The organism is Enterobacter sp. RIT418, from assembly GCF_003057745.1.
Classification (GTDB): Bacteria; Pseudomonadota; Gammaproteobacteria; order Enterobacterales; family Enterobacteriaceae; genus Enterobacter.
The window spans coordinates 11183-34220 of the sequence record NZ_QBJD02000022.1 but is presented as its reverse complement, the minus strand read 5'-3'; the positions used below and the strand labels follow the sequence as shown (position 1 = coordinate 34220).

Sequence of the window (23038 nt, the reverse complement as noted above, 5' to 3'; positions counted from 1 at the left end):
CAGTGGGGATACTGGATGACAGACCTTTCACAAGACAGAGAAAAAGACAAAATCAACCCGGTCGTTTTTTACACCTCCGCCGGGCTGATTTTGTTGTTTTCCCTGACGACGATCTTTTTTAGCGATTTTTCCGCCGAGTGGATTGGGCGTGCCCTGAACTGGGTGTCGAAGACCTTCGGCTGGTACTATCTGCTGGCGGCGACGCTCTATATCGTTTTCGTGGTGTGCATTGCCTGTTCGCGCTTCGGCTCCGTCAAGCTCGGGCCGGAGCAGTCTAAGCCTGAGTTCAGCCTGCTGAGCTGGGCGGCGATGCTGTTTGCCGCGGGCATCGGCATCGACCTGATGTTCTTCTCCGTGGCCGAGCCGGTCACGCAGTATATGCAGCCGCCGGAAGGGGCAGGGCAGACGATGGAGGCCGCGCGGCAGGCGATGGTCTGGACGCTGTTCCACTACGGTCTGACGGGCTGGTCAATGTACGCGCTGATGGGCATGGCGCTGGGATACTTTAGCTATCGTTATAATTTGCCCCTCACCATCCGCTCCGCGCTCTATCCGATTTTCGGCAAAAAAATTAACGGACCGATTGGCCACACGGTAGATATCGCGGCGGTGATCGGCACCATCTTTGGTATCGCCACCACGCTCGGCATCGGCGTGGTGCAGCTCAACTACGGGCTGAGCGTGCTGTTTGATATCCCGGATTCGATGGCCGCCAAGGCGGCGCTGATTGCGCTATCGGTGATTATTGCCACCATTTCGGTGACCTCCGGCGTGGACAAGGGCATCCGCGTGCTCTCCGAGCTGAACGTCGCGCTGGCGCTGGGCCTGATCCTGTTCGTGCTGTTTATGGGCGACACCTCCTTCCTCCTCAATGCGTTAGTCCTGAACGTGGGCGACTACGTGAACCGCTTTATGGGGATGACGCTAAACAGCTTCGCCTTCGATCGTCCGGTGGAGTGGATGAACAACTGGACGCTGTTCTTCTGGGCGTGGTGGGTGGCATGGTCGCCGTTTGTCGGCCTGTTCCTGGCGCGTATTTCGCGCGGGCGCACCATTCGCCAGTTCGTGATGGGCACCCTGATTATCCCGTTCACCTTTACGCTGCTGTGGCTCTCGGTGTTCGGCAACAGCGCGCTGCACGAGATCATTCACGGCAATGCGGGGTTTGCTCAGGAAGCGATGGCGCACCCGGAGCGCGGCTTCTACAGCCTGCTGGCGCAGTACCCGGCGTTCACCTTTAGCGCCTCCGTGGCGACCATCACCGGCCTGCTGTTCTACGTCACCTCAGCGGACTCCGGCGCGCTGGTGCTGGGCAACTTCACCTCGAAGCTGAAGGACATCAACAGCGACGCGCCGAACTGGCTGCGCATCTTCTGGTCGGTCGCCATCGGCCTGCTGACGCTCGGCATGCTGATGACCAACGGTATCTCTGCGCTGCAAAACACCACGGTGATTATGGGGCTGCCGTTCAGCTTCGTGATCTTCTTCGTGATGGCCGGGCTGTATAAATCGCTCAAGGTGGAAGACTACCGCCGCGTCAGCGCCAGCCGCGATACCGCGCCGCGTCCGCTGGGCGCGCAGGACCGCCTGAGCTGGAAAAAGCGCCTGTCGCGCCTGATGAATTACCCCGGTACGCGCTACACCAGGCAGATGATGGAAACGGTGTGCTTCCCGGCAATGGAGGAAGTGGCGCAGGAGCTGAAGCTGCGCGGTGCATACGTGGAGCTGAAAAACCTGCCGCCGGACGAGGGCGAGAACCTGGGGCACCTGGATCTGCTGGTGCACATGGGGGACGAGCAGAACTTTGTCTACCAGATTTGGCCGCAGCAGTATTCGGTGCCCGGATTTACCTACCGCGCGCGCAGCGGGAAATCGACCTATTACCGGCTGGAGACCTTCCTGCTTGAGGGAAGCCAGGGCAACGACCTGATGGACTACAGCAAAGAGCAGGTGATCACGGACATTCTGGACCAGTACGAGCGCCACCTGAACTTTATTCACCTCCACAGAGAAGCACCGGGCAATAGCGTGATGTTCCCGGATACCTGATTTCCTTCAAACGTCTTCCGTTGATCTGCGGGCAAGGTTGTTAGCAAACCTTGCCTTTTTTTTGCCTGCATAAAGCCGTGACCATTATTGTTAATTTGCGACGAGAAAATTGATCTGGGAACGACTATTAACTCAACTTATTGATTTTATTTATTTAAGTACGATTTTGGGAACTGACTGGAATGTTTTGAATGTAAAGAATGTTCAGTGTTTGTCAGCTTTCATTTAGGAAAATCGCAAAAGATGTCATGAAAAATCCTAATTTAACCCTATTAAGACTAGGTTTAACAGGGGCAGGATATCTTTGTAACTTATTGATTATAAAATCATGTTTATTTTTTGTAGGTTTTATTGCTAAGTATTCGTTAAATTTAGATAAATATATTGATGTGAAATTTTTGTTTCGAGATGCGGCAATAAAAAACATAAATGAAACATTTGTGTTTTTAAACTTAAAAAATCAAATAAAGTGGTTTTTTGTATCGCATTGAATGCATTTTGTGGTGTTTTGCTTTAATAAATTAGTCTCATTGTCACATTTTCTTCATTTTAATAACATTTCAGTGCATCAGATGAACACCGAAATCCTTTCGAATGGAGAAGACGCCGACATGGAAATGAGAATGATAAACTTCTAAGGAGTCTTTGTGCCTTTTGTCTCTGACGAGCTTCTGTATGGATACACGATTTTTCATCATCTTGAGTACCGGCTTTCAACAAGAACGCTTATCAATATCAAGAATGGACGTATTAAAAGATTCGGCATGACGAAAGCAAGACTGTTCGAGTATCTCCTGGCGGGGATGGATAACGAAATTGTCTACGATAATGACATCATCATACACGTGTTTGATGATTATGGACTACGGTGCTCGAAATCCTATTTGTTGTCCATGATGAAGAAAATCCAGAACGCATTTAATACCGTGGGATTTGAACGTTATCCTTTTACAAGAATCTATGGGAAAGCGTACAAAATCGACTGCGGTTCGTTAGAACGGATATATGTTGTAAAACCTTCTTCACATTGACGATGATAAATTTCATAAGGAATGAGTTTTGACGGCGCTATTAGTTTTTTCAAGAAGCTTTGCCATGAGGCAGGCAATTAAAACACTGAACTCAGCCAATAGAGAAATATTTTATTTTGACAATCGGCTGGAGTTCTTAGTAAGCGCGACCATTCTGGATAAATCTTACATTCTCATCGATACAATAGGAGAAAGTAGCGAGAATATCCGATGGCTCTATTATCGCCTTGCGGCGAGGGGGTTAATGCGCCTTACCTATTTTATTGCGCCCGAGGACAATGCGGAGAACGGCTTTTTAAAATTCTTCCGCCTTGTTACTACGCTTAAGGATCTCAAGCAGCTGTGCGAGCGCGCCTCTAAACATCGGGCGAATGAGAACCCCTGCGTATTAAAAGACGTGCTGTATCAGAGGCTGTCGACGCGACTGTCGGACGACCATTTGAACTTTCTCCTGAAAGTTTATGATAAATCGACGAGCCAGTGCCGAATTAAAAATAAATACGAAATTAACAAAAATTACTATGTTAGAAATCGACTGGCGTTAGGCAATGGTCTGGAGATGAAACAACTTATTTTACTTTTATCATCGCAAAGCCTGAGATGCTCATAACGATATAACGTCTATTTATTGGCTTAAACGAACATAAATTTAGCGGTCCAGTTCCGCTCTTCCTGCGCAACAGTGAACGTTGCGCAGATACCTTCAATCCTAAGGATATATAGCTATGCAAATGAAGTTAAACAGTGTCATTCGAAATATGGTTATGGCAGCAGCGGTTTCTGGAATAACCTTTGCCGCCAGCGCAGCCGATGGACAGATCAATTTTACAGGCACCATTCTGGATTCTGCCTGTACGATTGATACCAATACGGCGAACCAGACCGTTAACCTTGGCAAAATTCCAAAGAGCTCGTTCAACGCGGCCGGGGCCGTTGCTGCCGCAACCCGCTTTAGCATTGTGTTGAATAACTGCCCTGCGGCCGTCACCTCTGCCTCCGTTAAGTTTGACGGCACGGCGGACAGCAGCGACACCAATATTCTTGCGCTGAACAGCGGTCAAACGGCGAAAGGCGTCGGCGTGGCGTTCTATGAAGAAGATGGCATCACCGCAATCCCGCTGGCGACCCAGTCTAAGAGCATCACGCTTGACACCAGCACAGGCGAAGACCCTGCTAACAGCAACAAAATGACCTTCGTGGCGAAATATAAGGCAACGCAGGCTGCCGTGGTTGCGGGTACGGCAAACGCAACGTCAGATTTTACCATTACCTATCAGTAATAAGCCGGGCGTACCCAGGGTACGCCCCATTTTTTCCTGCCGGAATAACGGGGAAGTATGATGAGTCAACTTATTCGAACGATTGTATTATTAGGCGCTTGCCTGCTCTCCCTGCCAGGCCAGGCCAGCATAACCGTTGGCGGAACGCGCTTAGTTTATAATGGAGCTGAAAACGAAGCCTCACTCCCTGTGAGTAACAGTAAGGATGCTGTCCCCTATTTAATTCAGTCATGGATTGAATTAAGCGAAAACTCGAAGGAGCAGGTTCCTTTTATCGTCACGCCGCCGCTGTTCCGCCTCGACGGTGGTCATGAAAATACGCTGCGGGTCATTTATACCGGCGAGACGTCGCTGCCTGAAAACCGAGAGTCTGTATTTTGGCTTAACGTAAAATCAATTCCCTCAATGACCCGGTCAGATGAGAACAGGCTGCTTATTGCCGTTAAGACGCGCATGAAGCTTTTCTACCGGCCTGCGGCTCTGGCGTCGGAAAATGCGGGTGAGGCATGGACGCGATTAACGTTTGAACCGCGCGGCGAACGCCTGGTGATTAATAATCCGACGCCGTTCTACGTTTCTCTTTATTCATTAACGGTTGGCAATAAAACGATCGCGCCGCCGCCAATGATTTCCCCCTTGAGTTCCGTAACGGTCGCCGGCAGTGGAAAGCAGGTGGCGTGGAAAGCCATAAATGATTTTGGTGGCGTAACGACAGAAAAGCGCCAGATGCTGAAATAAAAAATATTAACAACACGCTATGTCACTCGCGCAGGTAAGCAAAGTGAATATTGTTTCTTATTCTCGATATGGTTTTTTCTCTGGCTCGTGGCCTCACCGCGTAAGTCGACTCTCGACGATAGCGCTTTTTATTTCGGGCGTTTTTCCCGCAGGCGCGGGCGAACTCTATTTTATGGCCGATGCGCTTGAAAAAATACACTCGACTTCCCAGGGCATCGATCTGGGCCGCTTCGAGCGCGGAGAGCAGTTACCCGGCACCTACAGGGTAGAAATTTGGCTTAATGAAAATTATATCCGAACGGAAAATATCTCTTTTGTTCCTGTAAACGGCATCGGGCTGGCGCCGGAACTTAACCGCAGAGAGCTTGAGTCGCTCGGCGTCAGGGTTAAAGCATTTCCTGAATTAGCCATGCTGCCGGTCGAGACGATTATTACCGATCCCGGCGCATTCATACCGGACGCTACCGCCCGGCTGGATTTTGACAGGCAAAGGCTGGACATCTCTATCCCGCAATCGGCGCTCAACGCGCGCGCGCGCGGCACCGTTGATCCGTCGCTCTGGAACCAGGGCATTTCTGCGCTGCTGGTCAATTACAGCATCAACGGGTCGCGCAGCTGGAGCCGGGACGGTGAGGCGCAGGATCAGCTTTATACCAACCTGCAAAGCGGTATTAACGCGGGGCCGTGGCGCCTGCGCAACTACAGCACCGTGACCAAGAACAACGGAAAACAGTCGTTTTCGTCGCTGAATACGACCCTGAGCCGCGACGTCCAGTTTTTGAGGGGGCAGTTCCAGGTGGGGGAAACCAGTACCCCAGGCGACGTGTTTGACAGCGTGATGTTTCGCGGTGCGCAGATTTTTTCCGATGACACCATGCTGCCGGAGAGCATGCGCGGCTTCGCTCCTATCATTCGAGGGATCGCCCGCACCAACGCCACGGTCACCGTGAAGCAAAACGGCTATACGGTCTATCAAACCTACGTGGCGCCCGGCAGCTTTGAAATTCGGGATCTCTATCCTACCTCGGCGAGCGGCGATTTGGACATTGTCGTCACCGAAGCCGACGGCAGCGTCCAGCATTTCGTACAGCCATTCTCGGCGGTTCCCGTCATGCTGCGGGAAGGCCGCGTGAAGTATGCGCTGAGCGCAGGGGAGTATCGAACAACGAAGCATGGCGCGGAAACCCCCTCATTTGGCCTGGGCACGCTGGCCTATGGCCTCTCCAACCATCTCACGCTGTACGGCGGCGTTTTGGGGGCGAGCAACTATGCGTCCGGCGTGCTCGGTACCGGCCTCAGCTTTGGCGACATTGGCTCGCTGTCGGCGGACGTTACCGTTGCCGACAGCCAGCTTGATGATGAGAAAAAACGCCGCAGCCGCGGGCAGTCCTATCGCGTGCAGTATTCGAAAACGGTGGCGACGACCGATACCACCGTGACGCTCGCCAGCTATCGCTACTCTACGGAAGGGTTTTATACCTTCCAGGAAGTGAATGAATTTAGCAGCCAGCGCTACAACAAGCGAAGCCGACTGCAGCTCAACCTCAGCCAGTCGCTGCAGAGCTGGGGAAACTTTTATATTTCGGCCTATCAGCAGGACTACTGGAGCAAGCGAGGCTATGAGCGCAACGTCAGCACCGGCTTTAACACCAGTATCAGCGACATCAACTACTCGCTCGGCTACACCTACAGTGAAACGCCGGGCAAAAATCGTAAGGACCAGATTCTGGCCTTTAGCCTGCAGGTGCCGCTGAGCAAATGGCTACCGCAAAGCTGGGCCAGCTACAGCGTGAATATGCAAAAGAACGGTCCTGAAACGCATCAGGTGGGGCTGAGCGGCACCGCGCTTGCCGATAACAACCTGAGCTACCTGGTCCAGCAGGGCTATACCTCGTCGGGCGGGGAGTCGAGAAGCGCCGTGAGTGGAACCTATAAGGGCGGCTACGGCACCGTGAGCGCGGGTTACAACTATAGCCGACAGAATAGCCAGCTGAACTTCGGCCTGCAGGGGGGGATCGTGGGTCATGAACACGGCGTGACCTTCTCGCAGCCGCTGGGAGATACCGTTGTGCTGCTGGAGGCGCAGGGCGCGCCCGGCGTAAGGGTACGCAACAACCCCGGCGTTAGAACGGACTGGCGCGGCTACGCGGTGGTGCCCTATGCCAGCGCCTACCAGGAAAACCGGATTGCGATAGACACCGGTTCGCTGGGACCGGACGTGGATGTGGCCGAATCCGTGGTCAACGTTGTGCCGACGCGCGGTGCCGTGGTGCGCGCGACATTCAACGCGCGAACGGGGTACAGGGCCTTGATCACGCTCCTGTATCAAAACTCGCCGGTGCCCTTTGGCGCAATGGTAAAGCTTAACGAAAGCGACACGATGAGCATTGTGGGAAGCGATGGCGAGGTTTATATGAGCGGCCTGAATGACGGGGACACTATCACGGTAAGGTGGGGGGCGAAAACCTGCCGCGCCAAAATAACCTTGAACGCCTTACCGGGGAAAATTCAGCGTACCACCGCGGCATGCCGTTAAATTTCTCATGGCCTCGATGCGCATGATGACTTTGGCGAGAGAAGGCCTACGCCTCACCTAAATGAAGGAACAGATGATGTCCACCGTAATGAAAATCGCGACGGCTGCAGTGGGAAGCGCTATATCTCTGAATGCTTTTGCGCTGTGTTCTGCAAACGACGTCGCGGTGAACGTTGATCGGAATATTGTCGTTCAGCGGGATGCGCCCGTTGGAACGGTTTTAGCGACGATCACCACCGTTAACCCCATGACGTGTGATCCTGAGGGCCAGCAAATTGGATATGATGGCTCGTGGTTTATTCAGCTCTCGGGGACGAATGCGGATTATGGCGCCTCGCCGCTGGCCAACGTGCGGGCGACGGAGGTTCCGGGCATCGGCATCCGCTGGAAGAACTTTTCCAGCACCACGCAAAGCAGCGAGTTTGTCACCCGGATGAACCTCAATAATGCGAGCTGGAGGCGAGGGATCCTCCAGAATGGCGTATCAACGTTCACGGATACCTTCGAGCTGATTAAAACCAGCACGACCCCCGCGACGGGCTCAATACCGGCGCTGACGCTAAATATGGAATACAGCACGCCGGTCAGTAATAACATTAAACGCCTGCCGCTTTATAAATATATCTTTTCGCCGATAAACATCAGCACTGCATCCTGTCAGATTCAAGATAAAAATTTGAATATCAATATGGGGATTGCGCTGTTGCCGAAGTTTAACGGCGTGGGCAGCACCCAGAATCCGGTAACGTTTTCCATCCCGCTGATTTGTGGTGAACAGACCGCGGTGAATGTAACGCTGGATAACGTCAGCCCGCTTGCCGATGCTGCCAACGGCGTTCTGGGGTTAAACAGCAGCTCGACGGCAAAAGGCCTGGGCATTCAGCTGAAATACAATGATGCGCCCGTACAGTTCGGTAAGTTAATTAAATACGGCACGACCACCTCGCCGGGGGAGGTGGTGAATATCCCCTTCAAGGCCGCGTATTACATGACTTCAGCGAATGCGCGGTCAGGCTCGGTGAGCGCCACGGCGTCCTTCACCCTGACCTACCGCTAGCACATTCTTCGCGGCGATAAGCGAAAGGGGGCCATCTGGCCCCCCTTTACCTCTGTCCGATCGTTATGCTTATTTCCCCAGCAGCTCCCTGCGCACAATGTCTGCCCCCGCGCTCAGCGCGGCCAGCTTGCCGCGCGCTACCCTGCGCGGCAGCGGCGCCATGCCGCAGTTGGTGGACGGATACAGCTTATCGGCATCCACAAACTGCAGGGCCTTGCGCAGCGTGGCCGCCACCTCTTCCGGCGTCTCGACGGCGTTTGTCGCCACGTCAATCGCGCCGACCATCACCTTTTTCCCGCGAATGATTTCAATTAAATCCATCGGCACGCGGGCGTTCTGGCACTCCAGCGAGATAATGTCGATGCTCGATTTTTGCAGCTTCGGGAACGCCTCTTCGTACTGACGCCACTCCGATCCCAGCGTTTTTTTCCAGTCGGTGTTGGCCTTGATGCCGTAGCCGTAGCAAATGTGTACGGCGGTTTCGCATTTAAGCCCTTCAACGGCGCGCTCCAGCGCGGCGACGCCCCAGTCGTTCACCTCGTCAAAGAAGACGTTAAACGCGGGTTCGTCGAACTGGATAATGTCCACGCCCGCCGCCTCAAGCTCTTTCGCCTCCTGGTTAAGGATGCGGGCAAACTCCCAGGCCAGCTTTTCGCGGCTTTTATAGTGGCTGTCGTACAGGGTGTCGATCATGGTCATCGGGCCGGGCAGCGCCCACTTGATCGGCTGCGCGGTTTGGCTGCGCAGGAACGTCGCATCTTCAACGAAGACCGGCTTCAGGCGCGATACCGCGCCCACCACCGTCGGCACGCTCGCGTCATAGCGATTGCGGATTTTCACCACCTCGCGCTTCTCAAAATCCACGCCGTTCAGGTGCTCAATAAAGGTGGTGACGAAGTGCTGGCGCGTCTGCTCGCCGTCGCTGACGATATCAATTCCCGCGTGGAGCTGGTCCAGCAGGGACAGGCGCAGGGCATCCTGTTTGCCCTCAATTAACGCCTCGTCCTGCAGTTTCCACGGCGACCAGAGCGTCTCCGGCTGCGCCAGCCAGGAGGGTTTCGGCAGGCTGCCCGCGGTTGAGGTAGGTAACAATCTTTTCATCATCAATAACCTTGTGTGTTCGGTAAATCAGAGCGCGTAATCGGCGGACCACTGTTCAAGAAGGGATTTATTCGGCTGAATGAAATGCGCTTCGGTAAATTTCCCCTGCTCAACGGCCAGGTGGCTGCGCTCCTCGCGATCGTAAACAATCCGCGTCAGGGAGTGGTCCGGGTTCGCCAGGCTGGGCTGGTAGCGCTCGCCCGCCGCGGAGTTGGCGTTGTAAATCTCCGGGCGATAAATCTTCTGGAAGGTTTCCATCGTGCTAATGGTGCCGATCAGCTGCAGCGGGCTGTAGTCGTTGAGCACGTCACCGGCGAAGTAAAAGGCCAGCGGCGCAACGCTGTTTTCCGGCATAAAGAAGCGAGCCTTCAGGCCCATTTTGCTGAAGTAGAGATCGGTGAGCGAGGGCGCATCCTGCTGGTATTCAGCGCCTAACACCGGGTGCACGTAGCCCGTGCGGGTGTAGACATTTTTGCTCGATACGCTCAGGCAGATCGTCGGCTGCTGTGAAAAATGGCGTTTATATTCATCCGAATTAACGAAATGCTTAAACAAATTGCCGTGCAGCACGCCGAAATTTTCCGGCAGGCTGAAGGTGTCCCGGTTTTTATTATGCTCGGGCAGCAGCACGCTAAAGTCATAGTCGCGAACGTAGGAGGAGAAATTATTCCCCACAATGCCCTCAGTGCGTTCGTTCGTCTTCCTGTCGATAATCGTGGTTTTCAATATTTCAATGGCCGGGAAGGTTTCGCCGCTGCCGTTAATATCCACCTCGGCAGAGATAATATCCAGCTCGACGGCATAGCGATCGCCGTTCGGATTATCCTTTCTCGCCAGCGAGTTAAAGCGGTTATTCATCATTAAAAGGGCGTTGCGCAGGTTTTGCTGACGGCTTTCTCCGCGCGCTAAATTCGCAAAGTTTGTGGTAATACGCGTATTTTTTGAAGGGTTATAGTCTTCATCAAAACGAATGCTTTTTATGGTGAAGGCAAAAGGTTTTGTCATCGTAAAGGGTGTCCCGGGCACGAATATAAAATCTGGTGCGATTCTATAAAACAATATTTTCAATATTGCCGAAGGTTAATAACATTACGTTATTTATGTCAGAGTCACCGGGCGGCGAACAGTGATTTAATTTCACTGAAGATGAACAAACTTCACGATGGGGAGAGGGCGGGGCGGCGGCACCCGTTCCGCGCAGCGTCACCCGTTGCGGCAAAAACCAATAATGATAACTATTTTCATTTAAATATAGCCTGTGCTATACAATATAGCTAAGGCTAATTTCGGTATCTTTTTAACCACTTCAGGAGACTTCTGCGATGCACCCAATGCAAGGATTGAAAGCGCTGCTGCTGAGCGCGCTGTTCATGGCGGCCACCTCCGCCGGCGCGCGAGCAGCGGAAAAATTCCAGGTCATCACCACGTTTACCGTCATAGCGGATATGGCGAAAAACGTGGCGGGCGACGCCGCAGACGTGACCTCAATCACCCGGCCGGGCGCGGAAATTCACGAGTATCAGCCGACGCCCGGCGACATTAAGCGCGCCCAGAAGGCGCAGCTGATCCTGGCCAACGGCATGAACCTTGAGCTGTGGTTTCAGCGGTTTTATCAGCACCTGAACGGCGTGCCCGAAGCCGTGGTGACGACGGGCATCACCCCGATGGGCATTTCCGAAGGGCCTTACGACGGCAAGCCGAACCCCCACGCGTGGATGTCTCCGGATAACGCGCTGATTTACGTCGACAACATCCGCGACGCGCTGGTGAAATACGATCCGGCCAATGCGCAGACGTACCAGCGCAACGCTGAAGCCTACAGGCAGAAGATCACCGCCACCCTCGAGCCGCTGCGCAAGCAGGTGGCGGCGATCCCCGCAGACAAGCGCTGGCTGGTGACCAGCGAGGGTGCCTTCTCTTATCTGGCGCGGGATCTGGGCATGAAGGAGCTGTACCTGTGGCCGATCAACGCCGATCGGCAGGGCACGCCGCAGCAGGTGCGCAAGGTGATCGACCTGGTGAAGAAACATCACATTCCGGCGGTATTCAGCGAGAGCACGGTTTCCGATAAGCCCGCCCGTCAGGTTGCGCGTGAGGCGGGGGCGCACTACGGCGGCGTGCTGTACGTTGACTCCCTGAGCGCGGAAGACGGCCCCGTGCCGACCTACCTCGACCTGCTCAACGTGACCACCCGCACGCTGGTGCAGGGCATCAACGACGGCATGAAGGAGTGATGATGCAAAAGGGGATTGACGTCACCGACGTGACCGTGACCTACCGCAACGGGCACACGGCGCTGCGCAACGCGTCGTTCAGCGTGCCGGGCGGCTCTATCGCCGCGCTGGTCGGGGTGAACGGCTCCGGTAAATCGACGCTGTTTAAGGCGGTTATGGGATTTGTCCGCCTTGCGGGCGGGAGCATCTCCATTCTCGGCATGCCGACGCGGCAGGCGCTGCGCAAAAACCTTGTTGCCTACGTGCCGCAAACGGAAGAGGTGGACTGGTCATTTCCGGTGCTGGTGGAAGATGTGGTGATGATGGGGCGCTACGGGCACATGGGCATGCTCCGGCGCCCGAAGGCGCACGACCGCCGAACGGTTGACGAGGCGCTGGCGCGGGTGGATATGCTCGACCTTCGCCACCGGCAAATCGGCGAACTGTCCGGCGGGCAGAAAAAGCGCATCTTCCTGGCGCGCGCCATCGCCCAGCAGGGGGACGTGATCCTGCTCGACGAACCCTTTACCGGGGTAGACGTGAAGACCGAGGCCAAAATTATCAGCCTGCTTCGCGAGCTGCGCGACGAGGGCAAGACCATGCTGGTGTCGACGCACAACCTGGGCTCCGTGACGGATTTTTGCGATTACACGGTGATGGTCAAAGGGACGGTGCTGGCAAGCGGGCCGACGGAGACGACCTTCACCGCGGACAACCTCGAGCGCGCCTTCAGCGGCGTGCTGCGCCACGTGGTGCTCAGCGGCTCGGAAGAGCGCATCATCACCGACGACGAACGACCGTTTGTGGCCCTCCGTCAGGAGGCGAAATGAACGCGCTGCTTGAGCCGTTTGGCTATGAATACATGCTGAACGCGATGTGGGTGTCCGCCATGGTCGGCGGCCTGTGCGCCTTTCTCTCCTGCTACCTGATGCTCAAAGGATGGTCGCTGATTGGTGATGCCCTGTCGCACGCTATCGTCCCCGGCGTGGCGGGGGCCTATATGCTCGGGCTGCCGTTCGCGCTCGGGGCGTTCCTGTCCGGCGGGCTGGCCGCGGGCAGCATGCTGTTTCTTAACCAGCGCAGCCGCCTGAAAGAGGACGCCATTATCGGGCTGATTTTCTCCTCTTTTTTCGGGCTCGGGCTGTTTATGGTGTCGCTTAATCCAGCCTCGGTAAATATTCAGACGATCGTGCTGGGCAATATCCTGGCGATCGCCCCGGAGGACATCGTCCAGCTGGCGATTATCGGCGCGGTGTCGATGCTGGTGCTGCTGGTGAAGTGGAAAGATCTGATGGTCACCTTTTTCGATGAGAACCACGCGCGCGCTATCGGCCTGCGCCCGGAGCGGTTAAAAGTGCTTTTCTTCACGCTGCTGGCGGTATCCACCGTCGCGGCGCTGCAAACCGTCGGCGCGTTTCTGGTGATCTGCCTCGTCGTCACGCCCGGTGCCACCGCGTGGCTGTTAACCGATCGTTTTCCGCGCCTGCTGATGATAGCCGTCGCCATTGGCAGCATCACCAGCTTCCTCGGCGCGTGGGCCAGCTATTATCTGGACGGCGCGACCGGCGGTATTATCGTGGTCGCCCAAACGCTGCTGTTCCTGCTGGCGTTCGTCTTTGCTCCTAAGCACGGCCTGCTGGCGAGCCGCAGGCGCGCGCTGGAGGCACACCCATGATCGCGCTGCTCCTTGAACCGTTCCAGTTTGCGTTTATGAACAACGCGCTGCTGATTTCGCTGGTGGTGGCAATCCCCTGCGCGCTGCTGTCTGTTTTTCTGGTGCTCAAGGGCTGGGCGCTGATGGGCGACGCCATGAGCCACGCGGTCTTTCCCGGCGTGGTGCTGGCGTGGATGATGGGCCTGCCGCTGGCGCTGGGCGCGTTCGTGGCCGGCCTGTTCTGCGCGGTGGCGACGGGCTATCTGAAAGACAACAGCCGCATCAAGCAGGACACGGTGATGGGGATCGTCTTCTCCGGCATGTTCGCCGTCGGGCTGATTTTATACATCGCGGTAAAGCCGGAGGTGCATCTCGACCATATTCTGTTTGGCGATATGTTGGGGATCAACGACGTGGACATGCTGCAAAGCGGGATCGTGGCGGCGGGCATTGCGCTGATTATCGGCCTGAAGTGGCGCGACTTTCTGCTGTTCTGCTTTGATTACCAGCAGGCTCAGGCCAGCGGGCTGCGCACCCGCTGGCTGCACTACGGCCTGCTGTGCATGGTCTCGCTGACGATTGTGGCGACCCTGAAGGCGGTAGGCATTATTCTGTCGATCTCGCTGCTGATTGCTCCGGGCGCGATTGCCGTACTCCTCACCCGGCGCTTTCACGCCGCGCTGCTGGCGGCAACGGCGATTTCGATGCTGACCTGCGTCAGCGGCGTTTACCTCTCCTTCTACATTGACAGCGCGCCCGCGCCGACCATCGTGGTGCTGTTCGCGCTGGTGTTTATCGTCACCTTTACGGCGACCAGCCTCAGCGCGAAGCGGCGGGAGCAGAGTGCAGCAGCGTGATCAGCATGCTGCCCTCGCGAAGCCAGGGCAGCCTGAACGTGAAGCCTTCCTCAAAGCCTGCCAGCGGGCGGGCGAGAGCCAGCGTCAGGCTCTCGTCGTCCAGCGCGGTGACGCGGGCGCAGTCAAAGCCCATCATCTCGCCGACCGTGGGATAAAGCGCTTTAAACAGGCTCTCTTTGGCGCTGAACGTCAGCGTCAGGGCCTGGGCAAAAGGCAGCGCCGCCGCGCGCAGCAGGGGCTCCTCGGCGGGGCCGATAATGCCATCCTTAACGTCTTCGGCTTCGTCTGCGGGAAGTATGATTTCGCCATCGATGCCCGTGAGGGCGTTCGTCGACACCACCGCCAGCGCGCAGCGCGACGTATGGCTGATGCTGCCGCTAAACCCGGCGGGCCACAGCGGCTCGCCGCTGCTGCCGATTCCCGGTACAGCCGTAATGCCGTGCGCCGTTAGCGCTCGGGCGGCGGCGATGCGTCCGGCCAGGTGTTCGGCTTTACGCTTTGGGGCAGCGTGTGAAAATTCCGCATGGTGAGGGAGCCAGAGGAGATCGGCGTGGGTGAAGGTTTCAGGAGCGAAGTCGACGCGGTGAACGGTGTGTCCGGCAAGAGAAAATGTCCTGTGGGCTGTGTGCATGGTTTTCCTTCTGAATTGTGCAGCCTGATGCCCTCACCCCGGCCCTCTCCCACAGGGAGAGGGAGCGAACATAAAAAATGGCAACGTCGTTGCCATTTTGCTTTTACCTAGAAGCGCGTATTCACGCTCATATACCAGGTCCGACCCGGTTCATTATACGTATACGCCCCCGCACCGTACATATACGCGCCGGTCGCGGCGTTGCCGGTGGTCTGGGCGTTACCCGCGCGCCACTGGCGCTTGTCGAAGACGTTATCCACGCCGCCGGTCAGGCTGACGTTTTTGGTCATGTCCCAGGTCGCGCTCAGGCCGACGATGCTGTAAGGGCTGACTTCGTCTTTCTCCGAGCCGGTAACGGGCTGGCCCTTGTAGTTGTATTTCTTCGGCTGCTGCTTGCCGTACCAGGTGAAGGTCGACTGCAGCGACACGTCCTGATGCACCTGCCAGCTCAGCGTGGAGTTCAGGGTGTATTCAGGAATGATCGACAGGCGGTCGCCGGTCTCCTTGTTTTTGCTCTGCAGCATGTAGGTGATGTTGTTGGTCCAGTTAATCGTGTCGCTAACCGGCACGTTCAGGGAGCCTTCCAGGCCTTCCACCACCGCCTTCGGCACGTTTTCCCACTGGTAAATATCCGTGGTGACTTTGCCGGATGAGGTTTGGCCGATGGGCGCATAGCCCGCCTCAATCTTGTTGCGGTAATCGTTGCGGAACCAGGTCACGCCCGCCAGCCAGCCGTCGTGTTTCCACTCAAGGCCAATCTCCTTGTTGATGCTGGTTTCGGCTTTCAGATCGTCATTACCCATCATGTAGCAGCCCACGCCGTCGGAGCTTGCATAGCAGCCCTGGCCTTTGCTGTAGAGTAGGTAGTTCGGGTTCGTCTGGTACAGGCTCGGGGCTTTGTAGGCGCGCGCGATGCCCATCTTCAGGGTGAAATCATCGCCCAGGCCCTGAGACAGGTTCAGGGACGGGCTCCAGTTGTTGCCCACGATCGTGTGGTGATCGAAGCGCAGCGCCGGGGTCAGCATGGTGCTGTCGGTCAGCTCCATGTTGTTTTCCGCGAACAGGGAGAAAATCTCCGCCGAGGTGTACGGGCTGCGGTCGTCGCTCATGCCCGGAATGGTGCCGCCCTGCTGGGTCTGGGTGAAGGAGGTCGAGTCCTTCATGCGCTGCTGGTTCCACTCAGTGCCCAGCGTCAGGTTCTGGTTGACGAGGAAATCAATCGGCAGGTTGATTTCGCTGTGCAGCATCACGTCGGCCAGGTCGGTATCGGTAAATTTATCGCTGCTGAACAGCCCCTCCAGGCCGCCCGCCAGCCCCTCGCCGAGACGGGAGTTGCGCGTATGTTCGTACTGCGCCCAGTTGCTGGTGGTGATGCCGTTATCCCAGCCGCCGTTCCAGGTCACGGCGTAGTTCTGGCGATAAATACGGTTGGTCTCTTTACCGTAGTTTTTCTTCACCAGCGCGTTGTCGTTGTTGGTGTTCTGGGTATCGCCCGCGTAGAGGTTGTTCTGGCGGCTGTAGCCCGCTTCAAACTCCAGGGACTGCATTGGGGCGAAGTCCCAGCGCACCACGCCGTTGATGTCTTTATTCTCCACCCCTTCACGTCCGGCAGGAAGCGTATTGGCATAGGTGCCGGTGCGTTCAGACTGGTGGCCCTGGTTAATGTCCCACGCGTCGGCCTGGGTTTTATCCAGGTTGCCAAACATGCGGAAGCTGAAATCGCCGCCCAGCGGGCCGCTGAGGCTGAAGTTGGTACGTTTCGTTGAGCCTTCGTCCTTGTGCTCGGGCGCGTTGAAATAGGTGTTCCAGGAGCCATGCCACTGGTTATCGAATTTTTTGGTGATGATGTTCACCACGCCGCCCGCGGCACCGTTGCCGTAGCGCGCGGCGGCAGGACCGCGAATGACCTCAATGCGTTCGATCATCTCCGGCGGTACCCAGCCCGTGTCGCCGCGGGTGTCGCGCTCGCCGCGCCAGCCCAGGCGAATCGAGTTGCGGCTGGTCACCGGCTTGCCGTCAATCAGGATCAGGGTGTTTTCCGGCCCCATGCCGCGAATGTCGATTTGGCGGTTGTTGCCGCGCTGGCCGCTGGTGGAGTTCCCGGTGAGGTTGACGCCGGGCATCGTGCGGATGATTTCAGCCACGTCGCGGGCGGGCGGGTTTTTACGGATTTCATCGGCGGTAATGGTGGAGACGCCCGGCGCCTGCAGGTTTTGCTCGGCTGCGGTAATCACCATCGTATCTTCGTGCTGTGCGGCGGCCTTGTCGTCGGCCAGCGCCGGCAGCGCAACGCCGTAAATCCCTACGTTGACCAGCAAGGCCAGGGAGTGAATCTTCTTATTCATTGTACGTCCTGCTTTTCGTGCCGCATCCCCTTGGCTCCATTCCCGAAGGGGAGAGGAGGCGGCAAGTTGTCATCCGCCTGTTGCGTAAGCAGCCCTGTCCTCGAGCGCACACAACGCGTGGCATGGTTATTTTATGAGCGCGCTTCCCACAGCGCGGGCACTACGCTATTGCAAATGCAAATAGTTATCAATAATATTATCAATAAAATTTGTCTTGTAACAAAAAAAGACGCGTAAGGCATGAGGTTATAAGGGTGACGGCGTTAACAACGGGAAGTGAAGCCTGGTGGCAGTCGAAGCACGGGCCCGAATGGGTACGTGAAAAGGAGAAATATCGCGTCACGTTCTGGTGGCGCGACCCGGCGGGCGCGCAGGACGCCTCACCGATAAAGCGCGTCTGGCTGTACGTCACCGGCGTGACCGATCACCATCAAAATGCCCGCCCGCAGTCGCTGGCGCGCATTCCTAATACCGACGTCTGGCAGTGGCAGGGCGAGTTCAGCCCCGAGTGGCGCGGCAGCTACTGTTTCATCCCCTCCGTAAATGAAGATGATTTTGCCGATGCGGTGTTTGCCGGCGAGCAGCCTGACCGCGCGGCGCTGCGCGAAGGCTGGCGAAAATTACTGCCGCATGCGGTTTCTGACTCCCTCAATCCCCACAGCTGGCGCGGCGGGCGCGGCCATGCGGTCTCCGCGCTTGAAATGCCCAACGCCCCCGAGCAGCCCGGCTGGAACCGTCCCGATACGCCATTTAACCCGCCCGCTCTTATCGACTGGCGCAGCGAGCGGCTGGGCAACCGTCGCCGCGTCTGGATCTTCACCACCGGTGAAGCGACTCCGGACCGTCCGCTGGCGGTGCTGCTCGACGGCCAGTTCTGGGCCGAAAGCATGCCCGTCTGGCCCGCGCTGGCGTCGCTTACGAACGCGGGAAAGCTGCCGCCCGCGGTCTACGTGCTGATCGACGTCATCGATACCGCGCACCGCAGCCGCGAGCTGCCCTGCAACCCCGATTTCTGGCTGGCGGTGCAGGACGAACTTCTTCCCCTGGTAAAAACGACCGCGCCGTTCAGCGACCGCGCTGACCGCACCGTCGTGGCGGGGCAAAGCTTCGGCGGCCTGTCCGCCCTATATGCCGCACTCGGCTGGCCGCAGCGCTTTGGCTGCGTGCTTAGCCAGTCCGGCTCCTACTGGTGGCCGCACCGCGGCGCGGCGCAGGACGGGCTGCTCGTCGAACAGCTGAAGGCCGGTGAGAAAACCGCAGGCGGCCTGCGCATCGTCCTTGAGGCCGGGCGCAACGAGCCGCTGATCTTCCGCGCGAATCAGGCGATTTACGCCGAGCTTCAGCGCGCGCAGCAGGTTGTCTGGCGCGAGGTTGACGGTGGACACGACGCGCTGTGCTGGCGCGGTGGGCTAACGCAGGGCCTGATGACCCTGTGGCAGCCGCTTACTCAATAACGGAGCCTGTATGCAATTCAGCAATCCTTTCGATGATCCGCAGGGACTTTTCGCCATTTTGCAAAATGACCAGGGGCAATACAGCCTGTGGCCCCAGCAGTGCGCGCTGCCGGCGGGCTGGCGCGTGGTGTGCGAAGCGCAGTCCCAGGAGGCCTGCCAGCAGTGGCTGGCCGGGCGCTGGCAAACCCTTGAACCGACCTGGTACGCGAGGGAGAGCGCATGAACCGTCTTCCTCTCGTCGCCGCCCAGCCGGGCATCTGGATGGCGGAACAGCTTTCCACGCTGCCGAACGCCTGGAGCGTGGCGCACTACACCGAGCTACACGGTGACATTGACGCGCCGCTGCTGGCGCGCGCCGTTGTGGAAGGAATGAGGCAGGCCGACACGCTGCGCACCCGCTTTGCCGAGGATAACGGCGAGGTGTGGCAGTGGGTGGACGACGCCATGACGCTGCCCGAACCGCCTATCGTTCGCGTTGATTCCCACGCCGCCGCCGTGGCGCTGATGGAAGCCGATCTCAACCAGAATCTGCGCGTCGACGGCGGCCAGCCGCTGGCCTTTCATCAGCTGATTCAGGTCGGTGAACGCCGCTGGTACTGGTATCAGCGCTATCACCATCTGGTGGTGGATGGCTTCAGCTTCCCGGCCATTACCCGCCAGATCGCCGCTATTTATCGCGCGTGGCAAAACGGGGAGCCAACCCCCGCGTCGCCGTTTACGCCATTTGCCGAGGTGGTAGAAGAGTACCAGCGCTACCGCGACAGTGACGCCTACGCGCGCGACGGTGCCTTCTGGGCCGAACAGCGCAGGCAGCTTCCTCCTCCGGTGTCGCTCTCCTCTGCGCCGCTCCCGGGACGGGCGGCAACGACCGATATTCTGCGCATGAGGATCGCGGCCGACGGCCACGCGTTTCGCCAGCTTTCGCAGGCGGCAGGGCCGGTGCAGGGCACCGATCTGGCGCTCGCGCTGGTGGCGCTATGGCTTGGCCGCCTGACCGGGCGGCTGGACTATGCCGCCGGATTTATCTTTATGCGCCGCATGGGTTCCGCGGCGCTGACCGCGACCGGCCCGGTGCTGAACGTGCTGCCGATGGCGGTGAACATCGCGCCGCAGGAGAGCCTGCCGGCGCTGGCGATGCGCCTTGCGGGCCAGCTGAAAAAAATGCGCCGCCACCAGCGCTACGACGCCGAGCAGATCGTTCGCGACGCCGGAAAGGCGGCGGGAGATGAGGCGCTGTTTGGTCCGGTACTGAACGTTAAGGTGTTCGACTATCAGCTGGATATCCCGGGCGTTGAGGCCATCACCCACACGCTGGCAACCGGCCCGGTGAACGATCTTGAGCTGGCGCTGTTCCCGGACGAACAGGGCGGCCTGAGCGTTGATATCCTTGCCAATAAGCAGCGCTACGACGAGGCGACGCTTGCCCGCCACGCGGCCCGCCTGAACGCGATGCTGGTGCAGTTTGCGGCGAACCCGGATCTGCGCTGCGGCGAGGTGGAAACCGTTTCTGCGCAGGAGTACGCCCAGATCGCGCGTATTAACGATACCGGGGTGGCGCTGCCGACCACCACGCTCGCGGATCTGGTGGAAGAGCAGGCGCGCAGAACGCCGGAGGCCCCCGCGCTGGCGGATGCGCGCATTGCGCTGAACTACCGCGAGATGCGCGAGCAGGTCGTCGCGCTCGCAAACCTGCTGCGCGCGCGCGGCGTGAAGCCGGGCGACAGCGTGGCGGTGGCCCTGCCGCGCTCGGTGTTCCTGACGCTGGCGCTGCACGGCATCGTCGAAGCGGGCGCCGCGTGGCTGCCGCTGGACACCGGCTACCCGGACGACCGCCTGCGGATGATGCTGGAGGACGCAAAGCCGTCGCTGCTGATTACAACCGACGAGCAGCGCTCGCGCTTTCGCGATCTGCCGATTGCCTCTCTTAGTTACAACATGCTTTTACCTGCTGCGGGCAGCGAGCCTCTGCGGCTGGCGAAACCGGAGCAGACGGCGTACATCATCTTCACCTCCGGGTCGACCGGGCGTCCGAAAGGGGTGATGGTGGGGCATACCGCCATCGTTAACCGCCTGATGTGGATGCAGAACCACTATCCGCTCACCGCGCGGGACGTGGTGGCGCAAAAAACGCCGTGCAGCTTTGACGTCTCGGTCTGGGAGTTCTGGTGGCCGTTTATCGCCGGGGCGAAGCTGGTGATGGCCGAGCCGGACGCGCACCGCGATCCGCTGGCGATGCAGAGCTTCTTTGCGCAGCACGGCGTCACCACCACCCACTTCGTGCCGTCGATGCTGGCGGCGTTCGTCGCCTCCCTCACGCCGGAAAACGTCGGCTGTTGCAGGACGCTGAAGCAGGTGTTTTGTAGCGGCGAGGCCTTGCCGACGGCGCTGTGCCGCGAGTGGGAACAGCTCACCCACGCGCCGCTGCACAACCTCTACGGCCCAACCGAAGCGGCGGTCGACGTAAGCTGGTATCCGGCGTATGGCCCGAAACTGGCGGCGGTGGAGGGCAACAGCGTGCCGATCGGCTTCCCGGTGTGGAACACGGGGCTGCGCATTCTGGATGCGATGATGCGCCCGGTGCCGTTCGGCGTGGCGGGCGATCTCTACCTGACCGGGATCCAGCTGGCGCAGGGGTATCTGGGGCGGCCCGATCTCACCGCCAGCCGCTTTATCGCCGATCCGTTTGCCCCCGGCGAGCGCATGTACCGCACGGGCGACGTCGCCCGCTGGCTGGACAACGGCGCGGTAGAATATCTGGGACGCAGCGACGACCAGCTTAAAATTCGCGGCCAGCGCATCGAGCTGGGCGAAATCGACAGGGCGATGCTCTCCTTGCCTGACGTGGCGCAGGCCGTGGCGCACGCGTGCGTCTTCAACCAGGCGGCGGCCACGGGGGGGGATGCCCGCCAGCTGGTGGGCTACGTTGTCGCTGAATCGGGTTTACCGCTGGATCGCGATGCGCTGCTGGAATCGCTTAAGGCGCAGCTCCCGCCGCACATGGTCCCGGTGGTGCTGGTGCAACTCAGCGCGCTGCCGTTAAGCGCCAACGGTAAGCTCGACCGCAAGGCGCTGCCGCTGCCGGAGCTGACGAGTAAAACCTCCGGCCGCGCGCCGGAAACGGAAACCGAGCACGCCGTGGCGCAGGCGTTTTCCGCGCTGCTGGGCTGCGAGGTGAACGATATTGACGCCGATTTCTTTGCCCTCGGCGGTCACTCGCTGCTGGCGATGCGCCTGGCGGCACAGCTCAGCCGGACGTTTGCCCGCAGGGTCACGCCGGGGCAGATCATGGTTGCCTCGACGGTCGGCCAGCTTGGCGCGCTGCTGGATTCTCAGATGAGCGACGAGCAGGCGCAGCGTCTTGGCTATGAAACCCTGCTGCCGCTGCGCGAAAGCACCGGCCCGACGCTGTTCTGCTTCCATCCGGCGTCCGGCTTTGCCTGGCAGTTCAGCGTGCTGGCGCGCTACCTCAGCCCGCGCTGGTCGATTACCGGCATCCAGTCCCCACGCCCGAACGGGCCGATGCAGCAGCGTGGGGATCTGGACGGCGTGATTGAGCATCACCTGAACACGCTGCGCAAGCAGCAGCCGCAGGGCCCGTACTATCTGTTCGGCTACTCGCTGGGCGGTACGCTCGCGCAGGGCATCGCCGCACGTCTGCGCGAGCAGGGCGAAGCGGTGGCGTTCCTTGGCCTGCTGGATACCTGGCCGCCGGAAACGCAGAACTGGGCGGAAAAAGAGGCCAACGGCCTCGACCCGGAGGTGCTGGCGGAAATCGAGCGCGAGCGTCAGGCGTTTATCGCCGCGCAGCAGGGGCAGGGCAGCAGCGAGCTGTTTAACGCCATCGAGGGCAACTACGCCGATGCGGTGCGCCTGCTCACCACCGCGCACAGCGCGCGCTTTGACGGCAAGGCGACGCTGTTTGTCGCCGAGCGCACGCGCACGATGGATCCGCAGGCCGCCTGGGCGCCGTGGGTAGCGGAGCTTGAGGTGTACAGCCAGGACTGTGCCCACGTGGACATCATTTCACCGCAGGCGTTTGAGAGGATTGGGCCGGTGCTGAAGGAGATATTGGGATAACGTCAAAAGCCCCTC

At 58.4% G+C, this 23038-nt stretch carries 17 protein-coding genes; 13 read left to right on the top strand and 4 right to left on the bottom strand.

Translation table 11 applies throughout. The annotated features are described in order from the left end of the window. Positions 1 to 15: 15 nt before the first annotated feature. From betT to DBY73_RS20170, 6 genes are all read left to right on the top strand, one after another. On the top strand, positions 16 to 2049 hold the full coding sequence (betT, locus tag DBY73_RS20200) for a choline BCCT transporter BetT (protein ID WP_112012941.1): 2034 nt from the start codon (positions 16 to 18) through the stop codon (positions 2047 to 2049). A 1059-nt stretch (positions 2050 to 3108) separates the two neighbouring features. Then, the gene (locus tag DBY73_RS20190) at positions 3109 to 3690 is read left to right on the top strand and encodes a hypothetical protein (protein WP_258458752.1); all 582 of its coding nucleotides are present in this window, start codon (positions 3109 to 3111) and stop codon (positions 3688 to 3690) included. 115 nt (positions 3691 to 3805) lie between these two features. Continuing rightward, positions 3806 to 4360 (top strand): fimbrial protein, encoded by a 555-nt coding sequence (locus tag DBY73_RS20185; protein WP_045281639.1) that lies wholly within the window; start codon positions 3806 to 3808, stop codon positions 4358 to 4360. 60 nt (positions 4361 to 4420) lie between these two features. Then, complete coding sequence (locus DBY73_RS20180; protein WP_112013023.1) at positions 4421 to 5098, top strand: molecular chaperone; 678 nt, start codon at positions 4421 to 4423, stop codon at positions 5096 to 5098. A gap of 172 nt (positions 5099 to 5270) precedes the next feature. Next, positions 5271 to 7634, top strand: a complete 2364-nt coding sequence (locus DBY73_RS20175; RefSeq protein ID WP_112012938.1) for a fimbria/pilus outer membrane usher protein — start codon at positions 5271 to 5273, stop codon at positions 7632 to 7634. 76 nt (positions 7635 to 7710) lie between these two features. Beyond that, positions 7711 to 8691: a fimbrial protein gene (locus DBY73_RS20170; RefSeq protein WP_258458751.1), complete on the top strand. Its 981-nt coding sequence runs from the start codon at positions 7711 to 7713 to the stop codon at positions 8689 to 8691. A gap of 69 nt (positions 8692 to 8760) precedes the next feature. Here DBY73_RS20170 and DBY73_RS20165 read toward each other — a convergent pair whose 3' ends face one another. Then, positions 8761 to 9792: a methionine synthase gene (locus DBY73_RS20165; RefSeq protein ID WP_112012934.1), complete on the bottom strand. Its 1032-nt coding sequence runs from the start codon at positions 9790 to 9792 to the stop codon at positions 8761 to 8763. A 27-nt stretch (positions 9793 to 9819) separates the two neighbouring features. After that, positions 9820 to 10797, bottom strand: coding sequence for a DUF1852 domain-containing protein (locus DBY73_RS20160; protein WP_112012932.1), 978 nt, complete (start codon positions 10795 to 10797; stop codon positions 9820 to 9822). Between the two features lie 365 nt (positions 10798 to 11162). Between DBY73_RS20160 and DBY73_RS20155 the strand changes: the two genes are divergently transcribed. From DBY73_RS20155 to DBY73_RS20140, 4 genes are read left to right on the top strand one after another with little or no spacing between them, the layout of a single operon-like run. Continuing rightward, positions 11163 to 12026 (top strand): metal ABC transporter substrate-binding protein, encoded by an 864-nt coding sequence (locus DBY73_RS20155; protein ID WP_258458755.1) that lies wholly within the window; start codon positions 11163 to 11165, stop codon positions 12024 to 12026. After that, positions 12023 to 12835, top strand: coding sequence for an iron/manganese ABC transporter ATP-binding protein SitB (gene sitB / locus DBY73_RS20150; RefSeq protein WP_309300361.1), 813 nt, complete (start codon positions 12023 to 12025; stop codon positions 12833 to 12835). The genes DBY73_RS20155 and sitB overlap by 4 nt, the downstream gene beginning before the upstream one ends. Beyond that, on the top strand, positions 12832 to 13680 hold the full coding sequence (gene sitC / locus DBY73_RS20145) for an iron/manganese ABC transporter permease subunit SitC (protein WP_112012926.1): 849 nt from the start codon (positions 12832 to 12834) through the stop codon (positions 13678 to 13680). The genes sitB and sitC overlap by 4 nt, the downstream gene beginning before the upstream one ends. After that, positions 13677 to 14516, top strand: a complete 840-nt coding sequence (locus DBY73_RS20140; protein ID WP_112012924.1) for a metal ABC transporter permease — start codon at positions 13677 to 13679, stop codon at positions 14514 to 14516. The genes sitC and DBY73_RS20140 overlap by 4 nt, the downstream gene beginning before the upstream one ends. On the opposite strand, the gene entD is transcribed toward DBY73_RS20140, so the two are convergent. Together entD and DBY73_RS20130 are read right to left on the bottom strand one after the other, a co-directional pair. After that, entirely contained in the window at positions 14479 to 15147 is a 669-nt protein-coding gene (entD, locus tag DBY73_RS20135; protein ID WP_112012922.1) for an enterobactin synthase subunit EntD, read from the bottom strand. The genes DBY73_RS20140 and entD overlap by 38 nt on opposite strands. A gap of 107 nt (positions 15148 to 15254) precedes the next feature. After that, entirely contained in the window at positions 15255 to 17492 is a 2238-nt protein-coding gene (locus DBY73_RS20130; protein ID WP_112012920.1) for a TonB-dependent siderophore receptor, read from the bottom strand. A 254-nt stretch (positions 17493 to 17746) separates the two neighbouring features. Between DBY73_RS20130 and fes the strand changes: the two genes are divergently transcribed. The 3 genes from fes to entF are packed head-to-tail and all read left to right on the top strand — an operon-like array spanning position 17747 to position 23023. Next, positions 17747 to 18946, top strand: a complete 1200-nt coding sequence (gene fes / locus DBY73_RS20125; protein WP_112012918.1) for an enterochelin esterase — start codon at positions 17747 to 17749, stop codon at positions 18944 to 18946. Positions 18947 to 18956: 10 nt separating this feature from the next. Further along, on the top strand, positions 18957 to 19169 hold the full coding sequence (locus DBY73_RS20120) for an MbtH family NRPS accessory protein (protein ID WP_112012915.1): 213 nt from the start codon (positions 18957 to 18959) through the stop codon (positions 19167 to 19169). Continuing rightward, positions 19166 to 23023, top strand: a complete 3858-nt coding sequence (entF, locus tag DBY73_RS20115; protein WP_112012913.1) for an enterobactin non-ribosomal peptide synthetase EntF — start codon at positions 19166 to 19168, stop codon at positions 23021 to 23023. Before DBY73_RS20120 ends, entF begins: the two co-directional genes overlap by 4 nt. The last annotated feature ends 15 nt before the right edge of the window (positions 23024 to 23038 follow it).

Excerpts from the sequence above, each read along its gene's own strand:
- betT (WP_112012941.1), top strand. The coding sequence starts at position 16 with ATGACAGACCTTTCACAAGACAGAGAAAAAGACAAAATCAACCCGGTC.
- DBY73_RS20185 (WP_045281639.1), top strand. The coding sequence starts at position 3,806 with ATGCAAATGAAGTTAAACAGTGTCATTCGAAATATGGTTATGGCAGCA.
- DBY73_RS20180 (WP_112013023.1), top strand. The coding sequence starts at position 4,421 with ATGAGTCAACTTATTCGAACGATTGTATTATTAGGCGCTTGCCTGCTC.
- DBY73_RS20175 (WP_112012938.1), top strand. The coding sequence starts at position 5,271 with ATGGCCGATGCGCTTGAAAAAATACACTCGACTTCCCAGGGCATCGAT.
- DBY73_RS20170 (WP_258458751.1), top strand. The coding sequence starts at position 7,711 with ATGTCCACCGTAATGAAAATCGCGACGGCTGCAGTGGGAAGCGCTATA.
- DBY73_RS20165 (WP_112012934.1), bottom strand. The coding sequence starts at position 9,792 with ATGAAAAGATTGTTACCTACCTCAACCGCGGGCAGCCTGCCGAAACCC.
- DBY73_RS20160 (WP_112012932.1), bottom strand. The coding sequence starts at position 10,797 with ATGACAAAACCTTTTGCCTTCACCATAAAAAGCATTCGTTTTGATGAA.
- DBY73_RS20155 (WP_258458755.1), top strand. The coding sequence starts at position 11,163 with ATGGCGGCCACCTCCGCCGGCGCGCGAGCAGCGGAAAAATTCCAGGTC.
- sitC (WP_112012926.1), top strand. The coding sequence starts at position 12,832 with ATGAACGCGCTGCTTGAGCCGTTTGGCTATGAATACATGCTGAACGCG.
- DBY73_RS20140 (WP_112012924.1), top strand. The coding sequence starts at position 13,677 with ATGATCGCGCTGCTCCTTGAACCGTTCCAGTTTGCGTTTATGAACAAC.
- entD (WP_112012922.1), bottom strand. The coding sequence starts at position 15,147 with ATGCACACAGCCCACAGGACATTTTCTCTTGCCGGACACACCGTTCAC.
- DBY73_RS20130 (WP_112012920.1), bottom strand. The coding sequence starts at position 17,492 with ATGAATAAGAAGATTCACTCCCTGGCCTTGCTGGTCAACGTAGGGATT.
- DBY73_RS20120 (WP_112012915.1), top strand. The coding sequence starts at position 18,957 with ATGCAATTCAGCAATCCTTTCGATGATCCGCAGGGACTTTTCGCCATT.
- entF (WP_112012913.1), top strand. The coding sequence starts at position 19,166 with ATGAACCGTCTTCCTCTCGTCGCCGCCCAGCCGGGCATCTGGATGGCG.